Source organism: Enterobacter nematophilus (assembly GCF_026344075.1).
In the GTDB taxonomy this organism is placed as follows: domain Bacteria; phylum Pseudomonadota; class Gammaproteobacteria; order Enterobacterales; family Enterobacteriaceae; genus Enterobacter; species Enterobacter nematophilus.
On sequence record NZ_JAPKNE010000002.1, the window covers coordinates 64,918 to 85,395 of the forward strand.

16 protein-coding genes are annotated in these 20,478 nt (G+C 55.3%); 12 read left to right on the forward strand and 4 right to left on the reverse strand.

What is annotated here, in order from left to right:
* Positions 1-5 precede the first annotated feature (5 nt).
* Together pta and ackA are read right to left on the reverse strand one after the other, a co-directional pair.
* Positions 6-2,147, reverse strand: coding sequence for a phosphate acetyltransferase (pta, locus tag OSH03_RS07090; protein ID WP_266178685.1), 2,142 nt, complete (start codon positions 2,145-2,147; stop codon positions 6-8).
* Positions 2,148-2,222: 75 nt separating this feature from the next.
* Positions 2,223-3,425: an acetate kinase gene (gene ackA, locus OSH03_RS07095; RefSeq protein ID WP_061097538.1), complete on the reverse strand. Its 1,203-nt coding sequence runs from the start codon at positions 3,423-3,425 to the stop codon at positions 2,223-2,225.
* Between the two features lie 337 nt (positions 3,426-3,762).
* Here ackA and yfbV point away from each other — a divergent pair, with 337 nt between their 5' ends.
* The 4 genes from yfbV to OSH03_RS07115 all read left to right on the forward strand — a co-directional run bounded on the left by yfbV (position 3,763) and on the right by OSH03_RS07115 (position 7,384).
* Positions 3,763-4,218, forward strand: a complete 456-nt coding sequence (gene yfbV / locus OSH03_RS07100) for a terminus macrodomain insulation protein YfbV (protein WP_061097539.1) — start codon at positions 3,763-3,765, stop codon at positions 4,216-4,218.
* Between the two features lie 92 nt (positions 4,219-4,310).
* The gene (locus OSH03_RS07105) at positions 4,311-4,805 is read left to right on the forward strand and encodes a YfbU family protein (protein WP_003861461.1); all 495 of its coding nucleotides are present in this window, start codon (positions 4,311-4,313) and stop codon (positions 4,803-4,805) included.
* An 11-nt stretch (positions 4,806-4,816) separates the two neighbouring features.
* The gene (locus OSH03_RS07110; RefSeq protein ID WP_266178686.1) at positions 4,817-5,476 is read left to right on the forward strand and encodes a sugar phosphatase; all 660 of its coding nucleotides are present in this window, start codon (positions 4,817-4,819) and stop codon (positions 5,474-5,476) included.
* Positions 5,477-5,551: 75 nt separating this feature from the next.
* Complete coding sequence (locus tag OSH03_RS07115) at positions 5,552-7,384, forward strand: SLC13 family permease (RefSeq protein ID WP_266178687.1); 1,833 nt, start codon at positions 5,552-5,554, stop codon at positions 7,382-7,384.
* Between the two features lie 54 nt (positions 7,385-7,438).
* Here OSH03_RS07115 and yfbR read toward each other — a convergent pair whose 3' ends face one another.
* Both yfbR and alaA read right to left on the reverse strand, forming a co-directional pair.
* Positions 7,439-8,038 (reverse strand): 5'-deoxynucleotidase, encoded by a 600-nt coding sequence (gene yfbR, locus OSH03_RS07120; protein ID WP_028013935.1) that lies wholly within the window; start codon positions 8,036-8,038, stop codon positions 7,439-7,441.
* Positions 8,039-8,133: 95 nt separating this feature from the next.
* Positions 8,134-9,348 (reverse strand): alanine transaminase AlaA, encoded by a 1,215-nt coding sequence (gene alaA / locus OSH03_RS07125; RefSeq protein ID WP_061097542.1) that lies wholly within the window; start codon positions 9,346-9,348, stop codon positions 8,134-8,136.
* A gap of 937 nt (positions 9,349-10,285) precedes the next feature.
* Here alaA and lrhA point away from each other — a divergent pair.
* The 8 genes from lrhA (at position 10,286) to nuoH (ending at position 20,466) form a co-directional block, all read left to right on the forward strand.
* Entirely contained in the window at positions 10,286-11,224 is a 939-nt protein-coding gene (gene lrhA, locus OSH03_RS07130) for a transcriptional regulator LrhA (protein WP_028013934.1), read from the forward strand.
* 630 nt (positions 11,225-11,854) lie between these two features.
* Entirely contained in the window at positions 11,855-12,295 is a 441-nt protein-coding gene (nuoA, locus tag OSH03_RS07135; RefSeq protein WP_014171000.1) for an NADH-quinone oxidoreductase subunit NuoA, read from the forward strand.
* 15 nt (positions 12,296-12,310) lie between these two features.
* Complete coding sequence (nuoB, locus tag OSH03_RS07140; protein ID WP_003861482.1) at positions 12,311-12,985, forward strand: NADH-quinone oxidoreductase subunit NuoB; 675 nt, start codon at positions 12,311-12,313, stop codon at positions 12,983-12,985.
* Between the two features lie 89 nt (positions 12,986-13,074).
* Positions 13,075-14,877 carry an NADH-quinone oxidoreductase subunit C/D gene (gene nuoC, locus OSH03_RS07145; RefSeq protein WP_028013933.1) on the forward strand — a complete coding sequence of 601 codons (1,803 nt, stop codon included), beginning with the start codon at positions 13,075-13,077 and terminating at the stop codon, positions 14,875-14,877.
* Positions 14,878-14,879: 2 nt separating this feature from the next.
* Complete coding sequence (gene nuoE, locus OSH03_RS07150) at positions 14,880-15,380, forward strand: NADH-quinone oxidoreductase subunit NuoE (protein WP_008500208.1); 501 nt, start codon at positions 14,880-14,882, stop codon at positions 15,378-15,380.
* Complete coding sequence (gene nuoF / locus OSH03_RS07155) at positions 15,377-16,714, forward strand: NADH-quinone oxidoreductase subunit NuoF (RefSeq protein WP_006811381.1); 1,338 nt, start codon at positions 15,377-15,379, stop codon at positions 16,712-16,714. Before nuoE ends, nuoF begins: the two co-directional genes overlap by 4 nt.
* A 54-nt stretch (positions 16,715-16,768) precedes the next feature.
* Complete coding sequence (nuoG, locus tag OSH03_RS07160; protein ID WP_266178688.1) at positions 16,769-19,492, forward strand: NADH-quinone oxidoreductase subunit NuoG; 2,724 nt, start codon at positions 16,769-16,771, stop codon at positions 19,490-19,492.
* On the forward strand, positions 19,489-20,466 hold the full coding sequence (gene nuoH / locus OSH03_RS07165; RefSeq protein WP_061097544.1) for an NADH-quinone oxidoreductase subunit NuoH: 978 nt from the start codon (positions 19,489-19,491) through the stop codon (positions 20,464-20,466). Before nuoG ends, nuoH begins: the two co-directional genes overlap by 4 nt.
* Positions 20,467-20,478: the final 12 nt, after the last annotated feature.

The following is a 20,478-nucleotide window of genomic DNA, read 5'->3' on the forward strand; positions in this document are numbered from 1 at the left end:
TAACATTACTGCTGCTGCGAGGACTGAATCGCCGTCAGCGCGATGGTGTAGACGATATCGTCAACCAGCGCACCGCGGGACAGGTCGTTCACAGGTTTGCGCATACCCTGCAGCATTGGCCCGATGGAGATCAGGTCTGCTGAACGCTGTACCGCTTTGTAGGTGGTGTTACCGGTGTTCAGATCCGGGAAGATGAACACGGTCGCACGGCCTGCAACCGGCGAGTTCGGCGCTTTGGATTTCGCAACGTCAGCCATTACCGCAGCGTCGTACTGCAGCGGGCCGTCGATCATCAGATCGGGACGTTTTTCCTGCGCAATACGGGTCGCTTCACGCACTTTCTCTACGTCGCTACCTGCACCAGAGGTGCCGGTAGAGTAGGAGAGCATCGCTACGCGCGGCTCGATACCGAAAGCGGTCGCGGAGTCTGCGGACTGGATAGCGATCTCAGCCAGCTGTTCTGCGGTAGGATCCGGGTTGATTGCGCAGTCGCCGTAAACGTAAACCTGTTCAGGCAGCAGCATGAAGAACACGGAGGATACCAGCGAGCTGCCCGGTGCCGTTTTGATCAGCTGCAGCGGTGGGCGGATGGTATTCGCGGTGGTGTGAACCGCACCGGAAACCAGGCCGTCAACTTCGTCCTGCTCCAGCATCAGCGTGCCCAGCACCACGTTGTCTTCCAGCTGCTCGCGCGCAACGGCTTCGGTCATGCCTTTGTTCTTACGCAGCTCAACCAGGCGGGCAACGTAGCTTTCGCGAACCACTTCTGGGTCAACGATTTCGATGCCTGTGCCCAGCTCAACGCCCTGAGACGCCGCTACGCGGTTGATCTCATCCGGGTTACCCAGCAGCACGCAGGTCGCGATGCCGCGCTCTGCACAGATGGCAGCCGCTTTAACGGTACGTGGTTCGTCGCCTTCTGGCAGCACAACGCGTTTGCCCGCTTTACGCGCCAGCTCGGTCAGCTGGTAACGGAAGGCCGGTGGAGACAGGCGACGGCTACGTTCAGAGGTGGCAGTCAGGGATTCGATCCAGTCTGCGTTGATGTAGCCAGCAACGTATTCCTGAACTTTCTCGATACGCTCGTGGTCATCAACCGGCACTTCCAGGTTGAAGCTCTGCAGGCTCAGGGAGGTCTGCCAGGTGTTGGTGTTCACCATGAAGACCGGCAGGCCGGTTGCGAACGCGCGTTCGCACAGCTTGCTGACGCGTGGGTCCATCTCGTAGGCGCCGGTCAGCAGGATGGCGCCAATTTCCACGCCGTTCATCGCCGCCAGGCACGCTGCAACCAGCACGTCAGGACGGTCTGCGGAGGTGACCAGCAGGGAGCCTGCGCGGAAGTGTTCCAGCATGTGCGGAATGCTGCGCGCACAGAAGGTCACGGACTTCACGCGGCGGGTGTTGATGTCGCCTTCGTTAACGATGGTAGCGTTCAGGTGACGCGCCATATCGATTGCACGGGTGGCAATCAGATCGAAGCTCCATGGCACCGCGCCGAGTACCGGCAGCGGGCTGGATTCCTGCAGCTTAGCCGGGTCAACTTTGATGACTTTCGCTTTGGAAGAGTCATCGAAGATTTCGGACAGGTCAGGACGCGTACGGCCCTGCTCATCCACAGGCGCGTTCAGCTTGTTGACGATCACGCCGGTGATGTTGGTGTTTTTCGCGCCGCCGAAGCTGCTGCGCGTCAGTTCGATGCGCTCGTTCAGCTGCTCAGGGGTATCAGTGCCCTGAGACATCACGAAAACGATCTCTGCGTTCAGGGTTTTCGCGATTTCAAAGTTCAGAGACTGGGCAAACTGGTGTTTGCGGGTTGGGACCAGACCTTCAACCAGCACCACTTCCGCGTCCTGCGCGTTAGCGTGGTAGTTAGCGATGATCTCTTCCATCAGCACGTCTTTCTGGTTGCTGGAGAGCAGAGACTCAACGTGGCTCATCTTCAGCGGTTCAGCCGCTGGCAGATTGGAGTTTTTGCGAACGATGGTGGTGGTTTGGTCTGGCGCATCGCCACCGGCACGTGGCTGGGCGATAGGCTTAAAGACGCTCAGACGAACGCCTTTGCGTTCCATAGCACGGATCACGCCAAGGCTGACGCTGGTCAGGCCGACGCTGGTTCCGGTAGGGATCAGCATAATAGTACGGGACACGGTTTATCCTCTTTCGTTACCGCCGCGTTGGGCGGGTTACAAAACAGCACCGCCAGCATTGCTGGCGGTGTGGAATCAGGCAGTCAGGCGGTGCGCGTCTTGCGCGATGACCAGCTCTTCGTTAGTTGGGATAACGATAGCAGGACGGGTGCCTTCTTTGTTGATGAAACCAGACTTGCCGAAGCGAGCAGCCAGGTTACGCTCGTGATCAACGTCGAAGCCCAGAACGCCCAGTTTGCCCAGGGACAGTTCACGAACCATTGCCGCGTTCTCACCGATGCCACCGGTGAAGATAACCGCGTCCAGACGACCGTCCATCAGCGCAGTGTAAGAACCGATGTATTTCGCCAGACGGTGGCAGTAAACGTCCATTGCACGTTTAGCGTCTGCTTTTTCTGCGTAGTTGTCTTCAACGTAACGGCAGTCGCTGGTGACTTCGGTCAGACCCAGCAGGCCAGACTCTTTGGTCAGCATTTTGTTGATGTCGTCAACGCTCATGCCCAGGGTGTCGTGCAGGTGGAAGATGATCGCCGGGTCGATGTCACCGGAACGGGTACCCATCACCAGACCTTCCAGCGGGGTCAGACCCATGGAGGTATCAACACATTTACCGTTGCGGATAGCAGAAACAGAACCACCGTTGCCCAGATGGCAGGTGATGATGTTCACTTCTTCAACAGGTTTGTTCAGGATTTTCGCGGCTTCCTGAGTCACATAGAAGTGGCTGGTGCCGTGCGCGCCGTAACGACGTACGCCGTGCTCTTTGTACAGGCTGTACGGCAGGGCATAGAGGTAAGACTCTTCCGGCATGGTCTGGTGGAACGCGGTGTCGAATACGGCCACGTTTTTGTCTTTCAGATTCGGGAAGGACTTCAGCGCTTCAGCGATACCGATCAGGTGCGCCGGGTTGTGCAGCGGTGCGAAGGATGCAGAGTCTTTGATGCCCTGAATCACTGATTCGTCGATCACGACGGAGCTGGTGTATTTTTCGCCGCCGTGGACGATACGGTGACCAATCGCAGTCAGCTGAGCAGACAGTTCTGGTTTTTGTGCCAGAATAGTGTTAACGATAAAGTTCAGCGCTTCACTGTGAGCGGCGCCTGCACCTAAAGCCGCTTCTTGTTTGCTGCCGTCCATCTTCCACTTGATACGTGCTTCAGGCAGATGGAAACATTCGGCCAAACCAGAGAGGTACTCGTCACCGTTGAGCGCATCGATGATGGCGAATTTCAGTGAGGAGCTACCGCAGTTCAGAACCAGTACTAACTTACTCGACATGGAAGTACCTATTATTGATACGTGGCTAAAAAAACGTCAGTGAGTCTAACAGCGTAACGCATGATGACTCAGACATTTATGATTAACATCATGGCAAACGAACATTCTGGCATGATGAAAGAAATAACTATGATTTTATGCCATTTTGCACAATTTTCAGCCAATGGCATAATATGCGATAATTTGACGAGTTAATGCTTCTCGTCTACGGCCCTATCAGGCTGGCACAGGATACCCGATACGGGGTAGCGATGACAAAATATTTTGAACGTTGTTATAGCCTGTTGTGGTTTTGCACGAAAATTTTAATTTTTATATGTGAAGTTGAGGTACAGCCATGTCGACACCCGAAATCCCGTCCGTGAACTTTTTCAGTCTGTTTCGTCGGGGACAGCATTACGCAAAGACGTGGCCAATGGAAAAGCGCCTTGCGCCAATGTTTATTGAGAATCGCACTATCCGCGCCACGCGCTATGCGATTCGCTTTATGCCCCCCGTCGCCATCTTTACCCTGTGCTGGCAAATCGCCCTCGGTGGACAGCTTGGTCCTGCCGTCGCAACGGCGCTCTTCGCGTTAAGCCTGCCGATGCAGGGGCTGTGGTGGTTAGGCAAACGCTCTATCACGCCGCTTCCGCCTTCTATTTTACACTGGTTTTATGAAGTGCGTGGAAAACTGGAGGAGGCCGGGCAGGCGCTGGCCCCGGTTGAAGGCAAGCCGGATTACCAGGCGCTGGCGGACACGTTAAAGCGTGCTTTTAAGCAGCTGGATAAAACATTCCTCGATGACTTGTGATTGATCATCGAAACGACTAACAAAAGAAGGCACAGTAACACACCGTTACCGTGTCTTTTTTTTACAGTGCAATGCGCTACAGGAGTCGAAAGATGGAAATGACCCATGCTCAACGTCTGATTTTGTCTAACCAGTACAAGATGATGACTATGCTTGATCCCGATAACGCTGCGCGCTACAGCCGCCTGCAGACCATCGTCGAACGTGGGTTTGGTTTGCAAATGCGCGAACTGGACCGCGAGTTTGGCGAGCTGAAAGAAGAAACCTGCCGCATCGTGATCGACATTATGGAGATGTACCACGCCCTGCATGTGTCCTGGACGAATCTCAAAGACCAGCAGACCATTGACGAACGTCGTGTGACCTTCCTAGGCTTTGACGCAGCGACGGAAGCGCGCTATCTGAGCTATGTTCGCTTTATGGTGAACACCGAGGGGCGTTATACCCACTTTGATGCGGGCACCCACGGCTTCAACGCGCAGACCCCAATGTGGGACAAATACCAGCGCATGCTGAGCGCGTGGCACGCCTGCCCGCGTCAGTACCATTTAAGCAGCAACGAAATTCAACAAATCATTAATGCCTGACGGAGGTGCGTGTGCAGTGTAAAGGTTTTCTGTTTGATCTGGACGGTACGCTGGTGGATTCACTGCCGGTTGTGGAGCGCTCGTGGTGCCACTGGGCCGACCGGCACGGCATCGACCACCAGGACGTGCTGAATTTTATCCATGGCAAACAGGCCATTACCTCATTGCGGCACTTCTTAGCGGGGCGTTCTGAGGAAGAGATCCAGGCGGAGTTCAAATACCTGGAGCAGATTGAGGCCACCGACACCGAGGGCATTACCGCGCTGCCGGGGGCGCGCGAACTGCTTGAGCATCTGAACGAAGCGCAGATCCCGTGGGCTATCGTCACCTCCGGCTCTGTTCCGGTCGCTCATGCCCGCCATAAGGCGGCCGGCTTACCGAAGCCAGAGGTGTTCATTACGGCTGAGCGAGTCAAACGCGGCAAGCCGGAGCCGGATGCCTTTCTCCTTGGTGCAGAAATGCTGGGCTTCGCGCCTGCAGAGTGCGTGGTGGTGGAAGATGCGGCCGCTGGCGTGCTGGCCGGGCTGAACGCCGGTAGCCACGTCATTGCCGTAAACGTTCCGGCGGGGTCCCCACGCCTGGACGAGGCGGACTTTGTGATTCATTCCCTGGCGGCGCTGGCGGTGTCAAAAGCGCCCGACGGAGTTGTAACCGTCTCGCTAAAAATGTAATCCCATGATATAGCCCCACGCTGCTGGGGCTTTTTTATGGCAAAATTTCTCATCTTCCACTGACAAGGATAGGTTGTGAACGGTGAACTGATCTGGGTTCTGAGCCTGCTTTTAATCGCCATTATTCTCTTCGCCACAGGCAAGGTGCGCATGGATGCCGTCGCCCTGTTTGTCATCGTCGCGTTTGTGCTGAGCGGCACGCTCACGCTACCGGAAGCCTTCTCCGGGTTCAGCGACCCTAACGTTATTCTGATTGCCGCCCTGTTTATCATCGGCGACGGCCTTGTGCGCACCGGCGTGGCGACCATCATGGGCGCGTGGCTGGTCAAGGTGGCCGGCAGCAGTGAAACCAAGATGCTGATCTACCTGATGCTGACGGTCGCCGGTCTGGGGGCATTTATGAGCTCAACGGGCGTGGTCGCCATTTTTATCCCGGTGGTGCTGAGCGTCTCCATGCGGATGCAGAGCTCGCCGTCGCGCCTGATGATGCCCCTGAGCTTTGCCGGTTTGATCAGCGGTATGATGACGCTGGTGGCGACGCCGCCGAACCTGGTCGTCAACAGCGAGCTGCTTCGGGAAGGATTTCAGGGCTTCAGCTTTTTCAGCGTCACCCCGCTTGGGCTGGTGATTCTGGCGATGGGCGTGGTCTACATGCTGCTAACCCGTTTTGCCCTGAAAGGCGACAAGCAGGATAAGAACAAAGAGGGGTGGAAGCGACGCACCTTCCGCGATTTGATCAAAGAGTACCGCCTCACCGGGCGGGCGCGCCGCCTGGCCATTCGCCCCGGCTCGTCGCTGATCGGCCAGCGGCTTGATGACCTGAAGCTGCGCGAGCGTTATGGCGCGAACGTGATCGGCGTAGAGCGCTGGCGCCGTTTTCGCCGGGTGATCGTCAACGTTAACGGGGTGTCGGAATTCCGCGCGCGAGACGTCCTGCTGATCGATATGTCTACCGCCGAGGTGGATCTACGCGAGTTCTGCAGCGAACAGCAGCTGGAGCCGATGGTATTGCGCGGGGAGTATTTCTCCGACCAGGCGCTGGATGTGGGTATGGCCGAAGTGTCGCTGATCCCGGAATCGGAACTGTTGGGTAAAACCGTGCGTGAAATGGGGTTCCGTACCCGATATGGCCTGAACGTTGTTGGGCTGAAGCGCGATGGCGTCGCGATGGAAGGGGCCGTCGTCGATGAGCCGATCCTGCTGGGCGATATCTTTCTCGTCGTCGGTAACTGGAAGCTAATCAGCCAGCTCGGGCAAAAAGGGCGCGATTTTGTGGTGCTTAACATGCCGGTCGAGGAGAGCGACGCCTCCCCGGCGCACAGCCAGGCGCCCCACGCGATTTTCTGTCTGGTGCTGATGGTGGCGCTGATGCTGACCGATGAAATCCCCAATCCGGTCGCGGCCATTATCGCCTGCCTGCTGATGGGGAAATTCCGCTGCATAGACGCTGAAAGCGCGTATAAAGCCATTCACTGGCCGAGCATTATTCTTATCGTCGGGATGATGCCCTTTGCCCTGGCGCTGCAAAAAACCGGCGGGGTGGATCTGATCGTAAAAGGCTTGATGGACGTGGGCGGCGGGTATGGACCGTACATGATGATGGTCTGTCTGTTTGTCATGTGCGCCACGATCGGGTTGTTTATCTCCAACACCGCGACGGCAGTGCTGATGGCGCCCATTGCGCTGGCGATGGCGAAATCCATGGGCGTGTCGCCGTACCCGTTTGCGATGATGGTCGCGATGGCGGCGTCCGCGGCGTTTATGACGCCGGTTTCATCGCCGGTGAACACGCTGGTGCTGGGGCCGGGGAATTATAAGTTCAGCGATTTCGTGAAGCTGGGCGTGCCGTTCACCGTGCTGGTGATGGTGGTGTGCGTGGTGTTAATTCCGGTTTTATTCCCGTTTTAAGCGTGAGCGCAAAAGCGCAGGCCGGGTAAGGCGAAGTCGCCACCCGGCGAAAAATTACAACGGCGAATCCTGGCTGATTTCATCCAGCGATAGATGGAAGCTCGGCACAAATACCTGCATGAAATAGTCCATCTCTTCGCTGCGGCGGGATTCCAGCGTTTTTTCCAGGCGCGTTTTCGCCAATAAAAACTCATTATTGCCCGCAGACAGCTCTTCCAGACACTTCAGATAGGCGCACAGCGCGTCGGCCTGCTTGACCAGCGACTTTTCATCTTCCGTGTACTGGTGCTCGTCGATGAGCGGTTCAAAGATATCGCGCAGCTCTTCGGGCACCATCTCGATAAGCTTTTGCTGGGCAATCTTCTCGATAGCCTTATATTCCTGAGCAATCTGCGAATTGAAATATTTTACCGGCGTAGGCAGGTCGCCGGTCAGCACCTCTGATGCGTCGTGGTACATCGCCAGCAGCGCGATGCGCTCGGCATTCACCTGCCCGTTAAATTTGCGATTCTTAATGGCAGCCAGCGCATGAGCGACCATGGCAACCTGCAGGCTGTGCTCAGATACGTTCTCTGTACGCACGTTGCGCATCAGCGGCCAGCGGTTGATCAGTTTCAGGCGGGAGAGGTGGGCAAAGAAATGGCTCTGACTCATAGGTTACCTTTTGTCTTCACTGCGACAGGACTTCATTGTGCGGGGAGGGGAGGGAAGATGCAAATCAGGCTACCGAAGTAGCCTGATTTTTAAGATTACTGATGGTATCCAGAGAGGAATCGCCCAAAGCGGCTGATGGCCATTTCGAGATCGTCTTCGCGCGGCAGGGTCACGATACGCACGTGGTCCGGCCACGGCCAGTTAAACGCCGTTCCCTGAACCAGCAGCACTTTTTCCTGCAGCAGGAAATCGAGCACCATTTTCTGATCGTCGTGGATATTGAAGCGCTTCGCGTCAATTTTCGGGAACATATACAGCGCCCCGTTCGGCTTCACGCAGGAGACGCCCGGGATATCGTTGATCAGTTCCCATGCGCGGTTACGCTGCTCGTACAGACGACCGCCAGGGACGATGAACTCGCTGATGCTCTGGTAGCCGCCCAGCGCCGTCTGGATCGCGTGCTGCGCGGGCACGTTGGCGCAAAGACGCATCGACGCCAGCATCTCCAGCCCTTCAATATAGCCTTTGGCGTGTTTTTTCGGGCCGTTCAGCACCATCCAGCCCTGACGGAAACCGGCCACGCGGTAGGTTTTAGACAGGCCGTTGAAGGTGACGGTCAGCAAATCCGGGGCCAGCGCGGCGATAGAGTGGTGCTGTGCCGCGTCATACAGGATCTTGTCGTAGATTTCGTCAGCGAAGATGATCAGATTGTGCTGGCGGGCGATCTCCACGATCTCCAGCAGCAGCTCTTTTGAATAGACCGCGCCCGTCGGGTTGTTCGGGTTGATAATCACAATCCCACGCGTGCGAGGCGTGATTTTCGCGCGAATGTCATCCAGATCCGGGAACCAGTCAGAGGATTCGTCGCAAAGATAATGTACCGCTTTACCGCTGGAGAGCGATACGGCAGCGGTCCACAGCGGATAGTCCGGCGCGGGAACCAGCATTTCGTCACCGCTGTTCAGCAGCGCCTGCATGGCCTGAACGATCAGTTCGGAGACGCCGTTGCCGATATAGATATCTTCGACGGTAACGTCACGCATACCGCGCGCCTGGTAGTGCTGCATAATGGCTTTACGGGCGGAGTAAAGTCCCTTTGAGTCACAATAGCCTTGTGCCGTAGGCAGGTTGCGGATCACATCAACCAGAATTTCATCCGGCGCTTCAAAACCAAATGGCGCGGGGTTACCAATGTTGAGCTTCAGAACCTTGTTGCCTTCTTCTTCAAGGCGTTTTGCCTCTTTCAGAACCGGGCCACGGATGTCATAACAGACGTTATCAAGCTTGCTGGATTTTTCGATAGGGGACATGAACCTTTAACCTTTTCGCTATTATTGCCGCTCCCTGCCGTGGAAGTCAGCACGGAATAATGTACTCCCCCCTCGCTTCGTTTTGAAGGGTGTGCAGTAGAAGATTTTGTGCTTACTGCGAAATTGTGATGAATCTTTTTTACTATTGACTGACGCTTTTACTGCCTTAACGTAACGCACAAACCATAAGTAAAGGTTAATTGTGCTGCATATTTCTATGAAATATGTATATTGTTCTGGTGTGAAATAAAAGGCGTGCAGACAACAAGCGGAAGTCACGCTGGGTGACTTTTCGTAAAACCTGAGTGTTGAAGGGGTCTTGCAGTAATAGCCCGGAGCGGCTAAAAGTTAATCATGTGAAATTAATGTTAAGTGTTATTAATGAATGGCCATAATCTAAATTAAAATTTATTTATTATTAACCAACAAAATGCAACTTTAGTTAATTCTAATAAAATTAGTTTAGAAGCTTAACAAACCCCTTTAATCCTGAATATTGCAATAAGACTTATAAATAAAGTGGATTTGGGTTAAGATGTCTATAAGGAAAGCAGTAGGAAGATGCAGTGATTTTGCATATTTGAAACTGATTTTCCGATTTAATTGATTGTTATTGTTGGAGTTATCTCTGGCTGGAATGTGTCAAACATCTCCTGCTACGTTGACAGCGCTGCGAAAAAGATGGCAGAAAAAGTGTTACGCCTTTAATGTAATTTACATAACCCTGCGAACATCTAAATATCCTGAACGTTAAGAGAATAAAAATAACGTCATGAAACGTGCTTTCTGACTGTTGATATAAAGCAGCACAATAACTATCTGTCAGGCAGTCTGCCGGGCCGGGATGCGAGGGAAAACCTTCAGAAGGAATTGCTTAACTGTTACACACAGCTTCAACCCGGGCAGCTCCGCACGAGCAACCTGAAAGTGAATAGATATGATAAATGCAAATCGTCCGATAATGAATCTCGACCTCGATCTGCTGAGAACGTTTGTTGCGGTCGCCGATCTCAACACTTTTGCAGCAGCTGCTGCCGCCGTCTGCCGAACCCAGTCCGCCGTTAGCCAGCAAATGCAGCGGCTGGAGCAACTGGTTGGGAAAGAGCTTTTTGCCCGTCACGGGCGCAATAAGCTCTTAACGGAACACGGTATTCAGCTACTGGGTTATGCCAGGAAAATTCTTCGCTTTAATGATGAAGCATGTATGTCATTAATGTTTAGCAACCTTCAGGGGGTGTTAACCTTAGGGGCATCTGATGAGTCAGCGGATACTATATTGCCGTTTCTTCTCAATCGAATTAGCTCGGTTTATCCGAAGCTTGCGCTGGATGTAAGCGTAAAACGTAACGCCTTTATGGTTGAGATGTTAAATGAGAACAAGGTCGACCTTGTGGTTACGACGCATCGTCCCGGGCAGTTTGATTGTCTGACCTTGCGCACATCGCCCACGCACTGGTATTGCGCGGCGGAATATGTGCTGCAAAAAGGGGAACCCGTACCGCTGGTTTTACTGGACGATCCGAGTCCTTTCCGCGATATGGTGCTGACGGCGTTAAATGAAGCCAACATTCCGTGGCGTCTGGCCTATGTAGCGTCCACGCTGCCCGCTGTGCGTGCCGCCGTGAAAGCGGGTCTTGGCGTAACGGCCCGTCCGGTAGAGATGATGAGCCCTGATTTGCGCGTTCTCGGTAAATCTGATGGTCTCCCCGCGCTGCCGGATACCGAGTATCTGCTTTGCCATAACGCGTCCAGTCATAACGAGCTGGCGAAGGTGGTGTTTGAGGCGATGGAAAATTACCATAACCCATGGCAGTTCGAGCATGTTACCTCCGAAGGGGGGGATGATTCCCTGATCGTTGAAGGTGACTTTGAGTGATCAAAAGCTCAAAATTCTGGTAACAAATTGTAAGTGTAAAAAAAAGCCACTCGTGCCGTTTTCGCACGCAGTGGCTTTTTTTTGCCAATATTATCCTCGCTCGTTACAAGGTTTTCATAAATAAATCATACATATCAATGGGGTAAATGCATCTGCTCAAATGCTGTTCACTTTCTGTTCTAACTTCATCCATAACCCTTTGATGTTAAAAAAGCAGCAAATATGTTGCCGGTTTTTTGGGTAAATTAACAAAAGCGTGTCTCAGATCAAGAAAATACTCCTATTTGGGGGGAGGAATCGTTGGCAAATCCTGTCAAAATAGGAGGGTTATTTTTTTTACTTCCAAAACGGACACGATTCAACAACGCGCATTTGACGAAAAGTCAGGTAACCACCAGGGTTAAAGGGCACCAAATGTTAATGAGAATCGCTCGATGTAATTTAATGTGAAGAAACCTTTGTTAAAGTTGACAAAAGGTTATAGAAAGGAGTAAAAAACCCCATCATTTTGCTGTCTACGTCCCATTTCTGACAGTTAGTGTAAGGTTATTTGTTCCTCCCCATGAATCGATGTGATGCCTATCTGCCAGCAAGAGCAGTGTCGTCGGTATCACTTTTGATGAGTAAGCAATGAGTATGTCAACATCCACAGAAGTCATCGCTCATCACTGGGCATTCGCAATCTTTCTTATTGTAGCCATTGGCCTGTGCTGCCTGATGTTAGTCGGCGGCTGGTTCCTGGGCGGTCGCGCCCGTGCAAGGCACAAAAACACACCTTTCGAATCAGGTATTGATTCAGTAGGTTCCGCTCGCTTACGCCTGTCTGCCAAGTTCTATCTGGTAGCGATGTTCTTCGTCATCTTCGACGTGGAAGCGCTCTACCTGTTCGCGTGGTCGACCTCCATTCGCGAAAGTGGTTGGGTGGGCTTTGTCGAGGCCGCAATTTTCATTTTAGTGCTACTGGCCGGTCTGGTTTATCTGGTGCGTATTGGCGCGCTTGACTGGACGCCTGCGCGTTCACGTCGTGAACACATCAACCCGGAAAACAGTATCTCTAATCGTCAGCAGTAACAGCGAGGCAATAAGATGGATTATACGCTCACCCGCATAGATCCTAACGGTGAGAATGACCGTTACCCCCTGCAAAAACAGGAGATCGTAACCGACCCCCTGGAGCAAGAAGTCAACAAAAGCGTGTACATGGGCAAACTCGAACATGCCATGCACGATATGGTCAACTGGGGTCGTAAGAACTCCATCTGGCCATACAACTTTGGCCTTTCTTGCTGCTACGTTGAAATGGTGACGTCATTCACTGCGGTGCATGACGTTGCGCGTTTTGGGGCCGAGGTACTGCGTGCTTCCCCGCGTCAGGCTGACCTGATGGTGGTGGCCGGTACCTGCTTTACCAAGATGGCACCTGTTATTCAGCGTCTGTATGACCAGATGCTGGAGCCAAAATGGGTTATTTCCATGGGCGCATGTGCAAACTCTGGCGGTATGTACGACATTTATTCCGTTGTGCAGGGCGTTGATAAGTTCATTCCGGTGGATGTTTACATCCCGGGCTGCCCGCCGCGTCCAGAAGCCTATATGCAGGCGCTGATGCTGCTGCAGGAGTCTATCGGTAAAGAACGTCGCCCACTCTCATGGGTTGTTGGCGATCAGGGTGTCTATCGCGCGAACATGCAGTCCGAGCGCGAGCGTAAACGTGGTGAACGTATTGCCGTCACCAACCTGCGTACGCCTGACGAAATTTAATTTGCGCCTGTAGGCCTGGAGAAAACCTTCGCATATCACTACTCAAATAGCGCGAAGCCAGGCTTAACAGTCACCACGGACCATTTGCAATGGTGAACAATATGACCGACTTAACCGCGCAAGAAGCCGCCTGGCAGACCCGGGATCATCTTGATGACCCCGTCATTGGCGAACTGCGCAACCGTTTTGGGCCGGATGCCTTTACCGTTCAGGCGACCCGCACCGGGGTACCCGTTGTTTGGGTGAAGCGTGAACAATTGCTGGAAGTTGTCGATTTCCTCAAGAAATTGCCAAAACCTTACGTCATGCTGTTTGACTTACACGGCATGGACGAACGTCTGCGTACTCACCGCCAGGGTCTCCCTGCTGCGGATTTTTCCGTTTTCTACCACCTGATCTCAATAGACCGCAACACGGATATCATGCTCAAGGTGGCATTGTCTGAAAACGACATGCATCTGCCGACGATCACCAAACTTTTCCCGAACGCCAACTGGTACGAGCGTGAAACCTGGGAAATGTTCGGCATGACCTTCGACGGCCACCCGCACTTGACGCGCATCATGATGCCGCAGACCTGGACCGGCCACCCGCTGCGTAAAGACTACCCGGCACGTGCGACCGAATTCGATCCGTTTGAGCTGACCAAAGCCAAGCAGGATCTGGAGATGGAAGCGCTGACCTTCAAGCCGGAAGACTGGGGCATGAAGCGCGGTACCGAAAACGAGGACTTCATGTTCCTCAACCTCGGTCCGAACCACCCGTCTGCGCACGGTGCATTCCGTATTATTCTTCAGCTTGATGGCGAAGAGATTGTCGACTGCGTCCCTGACATCGGTTACCACCACCGCGGTGCTGAGAAGATGGGCGAGCGTCAGTCCTGGCACAGCTACATTCCGTATACCGACCGTATCGAGTACCTCGGCGGCTGCGTAAACGAAATGCCATACGTGCTGGCCGTTGAGAAACTGGCAGGCATCACCGTACCGGATCGCGTTAACGTGATTCGCGTTATGCTGTCAGAACTGTTCCGCATCAACAGCCACCTGCTGTACATCTCCACGTTCATTCAGGACGTCGGCGCGATGACCCCGGTCTTCTTCGCCTTTACCGATCGTCAAAAAATCTACGATCTGGTGGAAGCGATTACCGGTTTCCGTATGCACCCGGCATGGTTCCGTATCGGCGGCGTGGCGCACGATCTGCCGCGCGGCTGGGACCGCCTGCTGCGTGAGTTCCTCGACTGGATGCCGAAACGTCTGGCGTCTTACGAGAAAGCCGCACTGCGCAACACCATCCTGAAAGGCCGTTCCCAGGGCGTTGCTGCCTACGGCGCGAAAGAAGCGCTGGAGTGGGGCACCACAGGTGCTGGCCTGCGCGCGACCGGTATTGATTTCGACGTGCGTAAAGCCCGTCCTTACTCTGGCTACGAGAACTTTGACTTTGAAGTCCCGGTTGGCGGCGGCGTGTCCGACTGCTACACCCGCGTGATGCTGAAAGTGGAAGAGCTGCGCCAGAGTCTGCGCATCCTTGAGCAGTGCCTCAACAACATGCCGGAAGGCCCGTTCAAAGCGGATCACCCGCTGACCACGCCGCCGCCGAAAGAGCGCACGCTGCAGCATATCGAAACCCTGATCACCCACTTCCTGCAGGTTTCCTGGGGCCCGGTCATGCCGGCGCAAGAATCCTTCCAGATGATTGAAGCGACCAAGGGTATTAACAGTTACTACCTGACCAGCGACGGCAGCACCATGAGCTACCGTACCCGCGTGCGTACGCCGAGCTTTGCGCACCTGCAGCAGATCCCGTCCGCCATCCGCGGCAGTCTGGTCTCCGACCTGATTGTGTATCTGGGTAGTATCGATTTTGTTATGTCAGATGTGGACCGCTAATTATGCACGAGAATCAACAACCACAAACCGAGGCTTTTGAGCTGAGTGAAGCAGAGCGTGCCGCCATTGAGCACGAGATGCACCACTACGAAGACCCGCGTGCGGCGTCCATTGAAGCGCTGAAAATCGTACAGAAACAGCGTGGTTGGGTGCCGGATGGGGCGATCTATGCGATCGCGAAAGTGCTGGGTATTCCGGCCAGTGACGTAGAAGGCGTAGCCACGTTCTACAGCCAGATCTTCCGTCAGCCGGTCGGCCGCCATGTGATCCGCTACTGTGACAGCGTTGTCTGCCACATTACCGGCTATCAGGGCATTCAGGCTGCGATTGAGAAGAAGCTCAATATCAAGCCGGGCCAGACCACTTTCGATGGTCGCTTTACTCTGCTGCCAACCTGCTGCCTGGGTAACTGCGACAAGGGGCCGACCATGATGATTGATGAGGACACTCACAGCCATCTGACGCCGGAAGCGATTCCTGACCTGCTGGAGCAGTACAAATGAAAACTGTAATTCGTACTGCTGAGACGCATCCGCTGACCTGGCGTCTGCGCGATGACAAACAGCCGGTATGGCTCGACGAATACCAGAGCAAAAACGGCTATGCCGGCGCGCGTAAAGCCCTTGGCGGCATGGCACCGGACGACATCGTTAACGCGGTAAAAGATTCCGGCCTGAAAGGGCGCGGCGGTGCGGGCTTCTCCACCGGCCTGAAGTGGAGCCTGATGCCGAAAGACGAATCCATGAACATCCGTTACCTGCTGTGTAACGCCGATGAAATGGAGCCGGGCACCTATAAAGACCGCCTGCTGATGGAACAGCTGCCGCACCTGCTGGTGGAAGGCATGCTGATCTCCGCGTTTGCGCTGAAAGCGTACCGTGGCTACATCTTCCTGCGCGGTGAGTACATCGAAGCGGCAGAAAACCTGCGTCGCGCGATTGCAGAGGCTACCGAAGCGGGCCTGCTGGGTAAAAACATCCTGGGCACCGGCTTTGACTTCGAACTGTTCGTGCACACCGGTGCCGGGCGTTATATCTGCGGCGAAGAAACCGCGCTCATTAACTCCCTCGAAGGCCGCCGCGCGAACCCGCGTTCCAAGCCGCCTTTCCCGGCAAGCTCCGGCGTCTGGGGTAAACCGACCTGCGTCAACAACGTCGAAACCCTGTGTAACGTCCCGGCGATCCTCGCGAACGGCGTGGAGTGGTATCAGGGCATCTCTTCGAGCAAAGATGCCGGTACCAAGCTGATGGGCTTCTCCGGTCGCGTGAAGAATCCTGGCGTCTGGGAACTGCCGTTCGGTACCACCGCACGTGAAATTCTTGAAGACTACGCCGGCGGCATGCGCGATGGCCTGAAATTCAAAGCCTGGCAGCCGGGCGGGGCAGGGACGGACTTCCTGACCGAAGCCCACCTTGACCTGCCGATGGAATTCGAAAGCATTGGTAAAGCAGGCAGCCGTCTGGGTACGGCGCTGGCGATGGCCGTCGACCACGAGATCGGCATGGTCTCGCTGGTGCGTAACCTGGAAGAGTTCTTTGCTCGCGAGTCCTGCGGCTGGTGTACACCGTGCCGTGACGGTCTGCCGTGGAGCGTGAAGATCCTGCGCGCTATCGAGCGTGGCGAAGGCCAGCCGGGCGATATCGAGACGCTTGAGCAACTGTGTCGATTCTTAGGGCCAGGTAAAACCTTCTGTGCCCACGCACCGGGTGCCGTCGAGCCGCTGCAGAGCGCGATTAAATATTTCCGCGACGAATTCGAAGCAGGCATCAAGCAGCCGTTCAGCAATACCCATTCGATCAATGGTATTCAGCCGAACCTGCTGAAAGCGCGCTGGTAAAAACAGAATTTTGATTAACGCTCGGTTTCGGCCGAGCCAACTGGAAGCATGCTAATGGCTACGATTCATGTAGACGGCAAAGAATACGAAGTCAACGGGGCGGACAACCTGCTGGAAGCTTGTCTGTCTCTTGGCCTCGATATTCCGTACTTTTGCTGGCATCCGGCGCTGGGCAGCGTCGGTGCTTGCCGCCAGTGTGCGGTGAAGCAATATCAAAACGCGGAAGACACGCGTGGTCGCCTGGTGATGTCCTGTATGACGCCAGCCACCGAAGGCACCTTTATTTCGATTGATGACGAAGAAGCCAAACAGTTCCGCGAAAGCGTGGTGGAGTGGTTGATGACCAACCACCCGCACGACTGTCCGGTTTGTGAAGAGGGCGGTAACTGCCACCTTCAGGATATGACCGTGATGACCGGTCACAGCTTCCGTCGCTATCGCTTTACCAAGCGTACCCACCGTAACCAGGACCTTGGGCCGTTCATCTCTCACGAAATGAACCGCTGCATCGCCTGCTACCGCTGCGTGCGTTACTACAAAGACTATGCAGACGGTCAGGATCTGGGCGTGTACGGCGCGCATGACAACGTCTACTTCGGTCGTCCGGAAGACGGTACGCTGGAGAGCGAATTCTCCGGTAACCTGGTAGAAATCTGCCCGACCGGCGTATTCACGGATAAAACCCACTCCGAGCGCTACAACCGTAAATGGGACATGCAGTTTGCACCTAGCATCTGCCAGCAGTGCTCCCTCGGCTGTAACACCAGCCCGGGTGAACGTTACGGCGAACTGCGTCGTATCGAAAACCGCTACAACGGTACCGTTAACCACTACTTCCTGTGCGACCGCGGTCGTTTCGGCTATGGCTATGTGAACCTGAAAGACCGTCCGCGTCAGCCGGTTCAGCGCCGTGGTGACGACTTCATTACCCTGAACGCCGAGCAGGCGATGCAGGGCGCGGCAGATATTCTGCGCCAGTCGAAGAAAGTGATCGGTATCGGCTCCCCGCGCGCCAGCATCGAAAGCAACTTTGCGCTGCGCGAGCTGGTTGGGGCAGAAAACTTCTATACCGGTATCGCCCAGGGCGAGCAGGAACGTCTGCAGCTGGTACTGAAAGTGCTGCGCGAAGGCGGTATTCATACCCCTGCGCTGCGCGAAATTGAATCTTACGATGCGGTTCTGGTGCTGGGTGAAGACCTGACGCAGACCGGTGCACGCGCGGCTCTGGCGGTTCGTCAGGCGGTGAAGGGCAAAGCGCGCGAGATGGCAGCGGCACAGAAAGTGGCTGACTGGCAGATTGCGGCAATCCTCAACATCGGCCAGCGCGCGAAGCATCCTCTGTTTGTGACCAACGTCGACAACACCCGCCTGGACGATATCGCCGCGTGGACCTACTGCGCGCCGGTTGAAGATCAGGCGCGTCTTGGCTTTGCGATTGCCCACGCGCTGGACAACAACTCTCCGGCCGTCGAGCTGGAGCGCGACCTGCAAAACAAGGTCGACGTGATTGTTCAGGCCCTGGCGGGCGCGAAAAAACCGCTGATTATTTCCGGTACCAACGCCGGCAGCGCAGAGATTATTCAGGCGGCAGCCAACGTTGCCAAAGCCCTGAAAGGCCGCGGTGCGGACGTTGGCGTGACGATGATTGCCCGTGCGGTGAACAGCATCGGTCTGGGGATGATTGGCGGCGGCTCGCTGGAAGAAGCGTTAAGCGAACTGGAGTCCGGTTCCGCTGACGCCGTTGTGGTGCTGGAAAACGACCTGCATCGCCACGCGTCTGCCGCTCGCGTTGACGCCGCGCTCTCCAAAGCGCCGCTGGTGATGGTCATTGACCATCAGCGCACCGCGATCATGGAAAAAGCGCACCTGGTGCTCTCTGCGGCAAGCTTCGCAGAAAGCGACGGTACGGTTATCAACAATGAAGGCCGCGCCCAGCGTTTCTTCCAGGTTTACGACCCGGCGTACTACGACAGCAACACCGTGATGCTGGAAAGCTGGCGCTGGCTGCACTCCCTGCACAGCACCGTGCAGAGCCGTGAAGTGGACTGGACGCAGCTCGACCACGTTATCGACGCGGTGGTGGAAAAACTGCCTCAGCTGGCGGGCATTAAAGATGCAGCCCCTGAAGCAAGCTTCCGCATTCGCGGCCAGAAGCTGGCGCGTGAACCGCACCGCTACAGCGGCCGTACCGCAATGCGCGCCAACATCAGCGTGCACGAACCGCGCCAGCCGCAGGATAAAGACACCATGTTTGCCTTCTCCATGGAAGGGAACAACCAGCCGTCTGCGCCGCGTTCGCAAATCCCGTTCGCATGGGCTCCGGGCTGGAACTCCCCGCAGGCGTGGAACAAATTCCAGGCTGAAGTGGGCGGTTCCCTGCGCCACGGCGATCCGGGCGTGCGTCTGATTGAAGCCTCCGAAACCGGTCTGGACTTCTTCACCACCGTACCGGCGAGCTTCCAGGCTCAGGATGGTCAGTGGCGTATTGCGCCGTACTACCATCTGTTCGGTAGCGACGAGCTGTCCCAGCGTTCACCGGTCTTCCAGACCCGTATGCCGCAGCCTTACATCAAGCTCAACCCGGCGGATGCCGCGAAGCTTGGCGTTAACGCGGGTGCGAACATCGCCTTTAGCTATGACGGCCAGACAATCAGCCTGCCGCTGATTATCTCTGAAAGCCTGACAGCAGGGCAGGTGGGTCTGCCGATGGGTATGCCTGGCATCGCGCCGGTTCTGGCGGGTGCGCGTCTTGATAATCTGCAGGAGGCAAAAGCATGAGTTGGTTAACGCCGGATCTTATCGACATCCTGCTGAGCATTCTGAAAGCGATTGTTATCCTGCTGGTGGTGGTCACCTGCGGCGCGTTCATGAGCTTTGGTGAACGTCGTCTGCTCGGTCTGTTCCAGAACCGTTACGGGCCGAACCGCGTGGGCTGGGGTGGTTCACTCCAGCTGGTGGCGGACATGATCAAGATGTTCTTTAAAGAGGACTGGGTTCCGCGCTTCTCTGACCGCGTGATCTTTACTCTGGCACCGATGATCGCCTTCACCTCGCTGCTGCTGGCGTTTGCTATCGTTCCGGTCAGCCCGACCTGGGTGGTCGCTGACCTGAACATCGGCATTCTGTTCTTCCTGATGATGGCAGGCCTCGCGGTTTACGCGGTGCTGTTCGCAGGCTGGTCCAGTAACAACAAATACTCGCTGCTGGGCGCGATGCGTGCTTCCGCGCAGACGCTGAGCTACGAAGTGTTCCTGGGTCTTTCCCTGATGGGCGTGGTTGCGCAGGCCGGTTCATTCAACATGACCGACATCGTCAACAACCAGGCCGACATCTGGAACGTTATCCCGCAGTTCTTTGGGTTTATTACCTTTGCTATCGCGGGCGTGGCCGTGTGTCACCGTCACCCGTTTGACCAGCCAGAAGCCGAACAGGAACTGGCCGACGGTTACCACATCGAATATTCCGGTATGAAGTTCGGTCTGTTCTTCGTGGGCGAGTACATCGGTATCGTCACCATTTCCGCGTTGATGGTAACGCTGTTCTTTGGTGGCTGGCATGGCCCGTTCTTACCGCCGTTCATCTGGTTCGCGCTGAAAACCGCGTTCTTCATGATGATGTTCATTTTGATTCGCGCAGCGTTACCGCGTCCACGTTATGACCAGGTAATGTCCTTCGGCTGGAAAGTGTGCCTGCCGCTGACGCTCGTCAACTTGTTGGTAACGGCAGCTGTCATTCTCTGGCAGCAGCCATAAGGGGCTATAGAC

Excerpts from the sequence above, each read along its gene's own strand:
- nuoE (WP_008500208.1), top strand. The coding sequence starts at position 14,880 with ATGCACGAGAATCAACAACCACAAACCGAGGCTTTTGAGCTGAGTGAA.
- yfbR (WP_028013935.1), bottom strand. The coding sequence starts at position 8,038 with ATGAGTCAGAGCCATTTCTTTGCCCACCTCTCCCGCCTGAAACTGATC.
- nuoC (WP_028013933.1), top strand. The coding sequence starts at position 13,075 with ATGGTGAACAATATGACCGACTTAACCGCGCAAGAAGCCGCCTGGCAG.
- nuoH (WP_061097544.1), top strand. The coding sequence starts at position 19,489 with ATGAGTTGGTTAACGCCGGATCTTATCGACATCCTGCTGAGCATTCTG.
- nuoB (WP_003861482.1), top strand. The coding sequence starts at position 12,311 with ATGGATTATACGCTCACCCGCATAGATCCTAACGGTGAGAATGACCGT.
- lrhA (WP_028013934.1), top strand. The coding sequence starts at position 10,286 with ATGATAAATGCAAATCGTCCGATAATGAATCTCGACCTCGATCTGCTG.
- alaA (WP_061097542.1), bottom strand. The coding sequence starts at position 9,348 with ATGTCCCCTATCGAAAAATCCAGCAAGCTTGATAACGTCTGTTATGAC.
- nuoA (WP_014171000.1), top strand. The coding sequence starts at position 11,855 with ATGAGTATGTCAACATCCACAGAAGTCATCGCTCATCACTGGGCATTC.
- yfbV (WP_061097539.1), top strand. The coding sequence starts at position 3,763 with ATGTCGACACCCGAAATCCCGTCCGTGAACTTTTTCAGTCTGTTTCGT.
- ackA (WP_061097538.1), bottom strand. The coding sequence starts at position 3,425 with ATGTCGAGTAAGTTAGTACTGGTTCTGAACTGCGGTAGCTCCTCACTG.
- nuoG (WP_266178688.1), top strand. The coding sequence starts at position 16,769 with ATGGCTACGATTCATGTAGACGGCAAAGAATACGAAGTCAACGGGGCG.
- OSH03_RS07105 (WP_003861461.1), top strand. The coding sequence starts at position 4,311 with ATGGAAATGACCCATGCTCAACGTCTGATTTTGTCTAACCAGTACAAG.
- nuoF (WP_006811381.1), top strand. The coding sequence starts at position 15,377 with ATGAAAACTGTAATTCGTACTGCTGAGACGCATCCGCTGACCTGGCGT.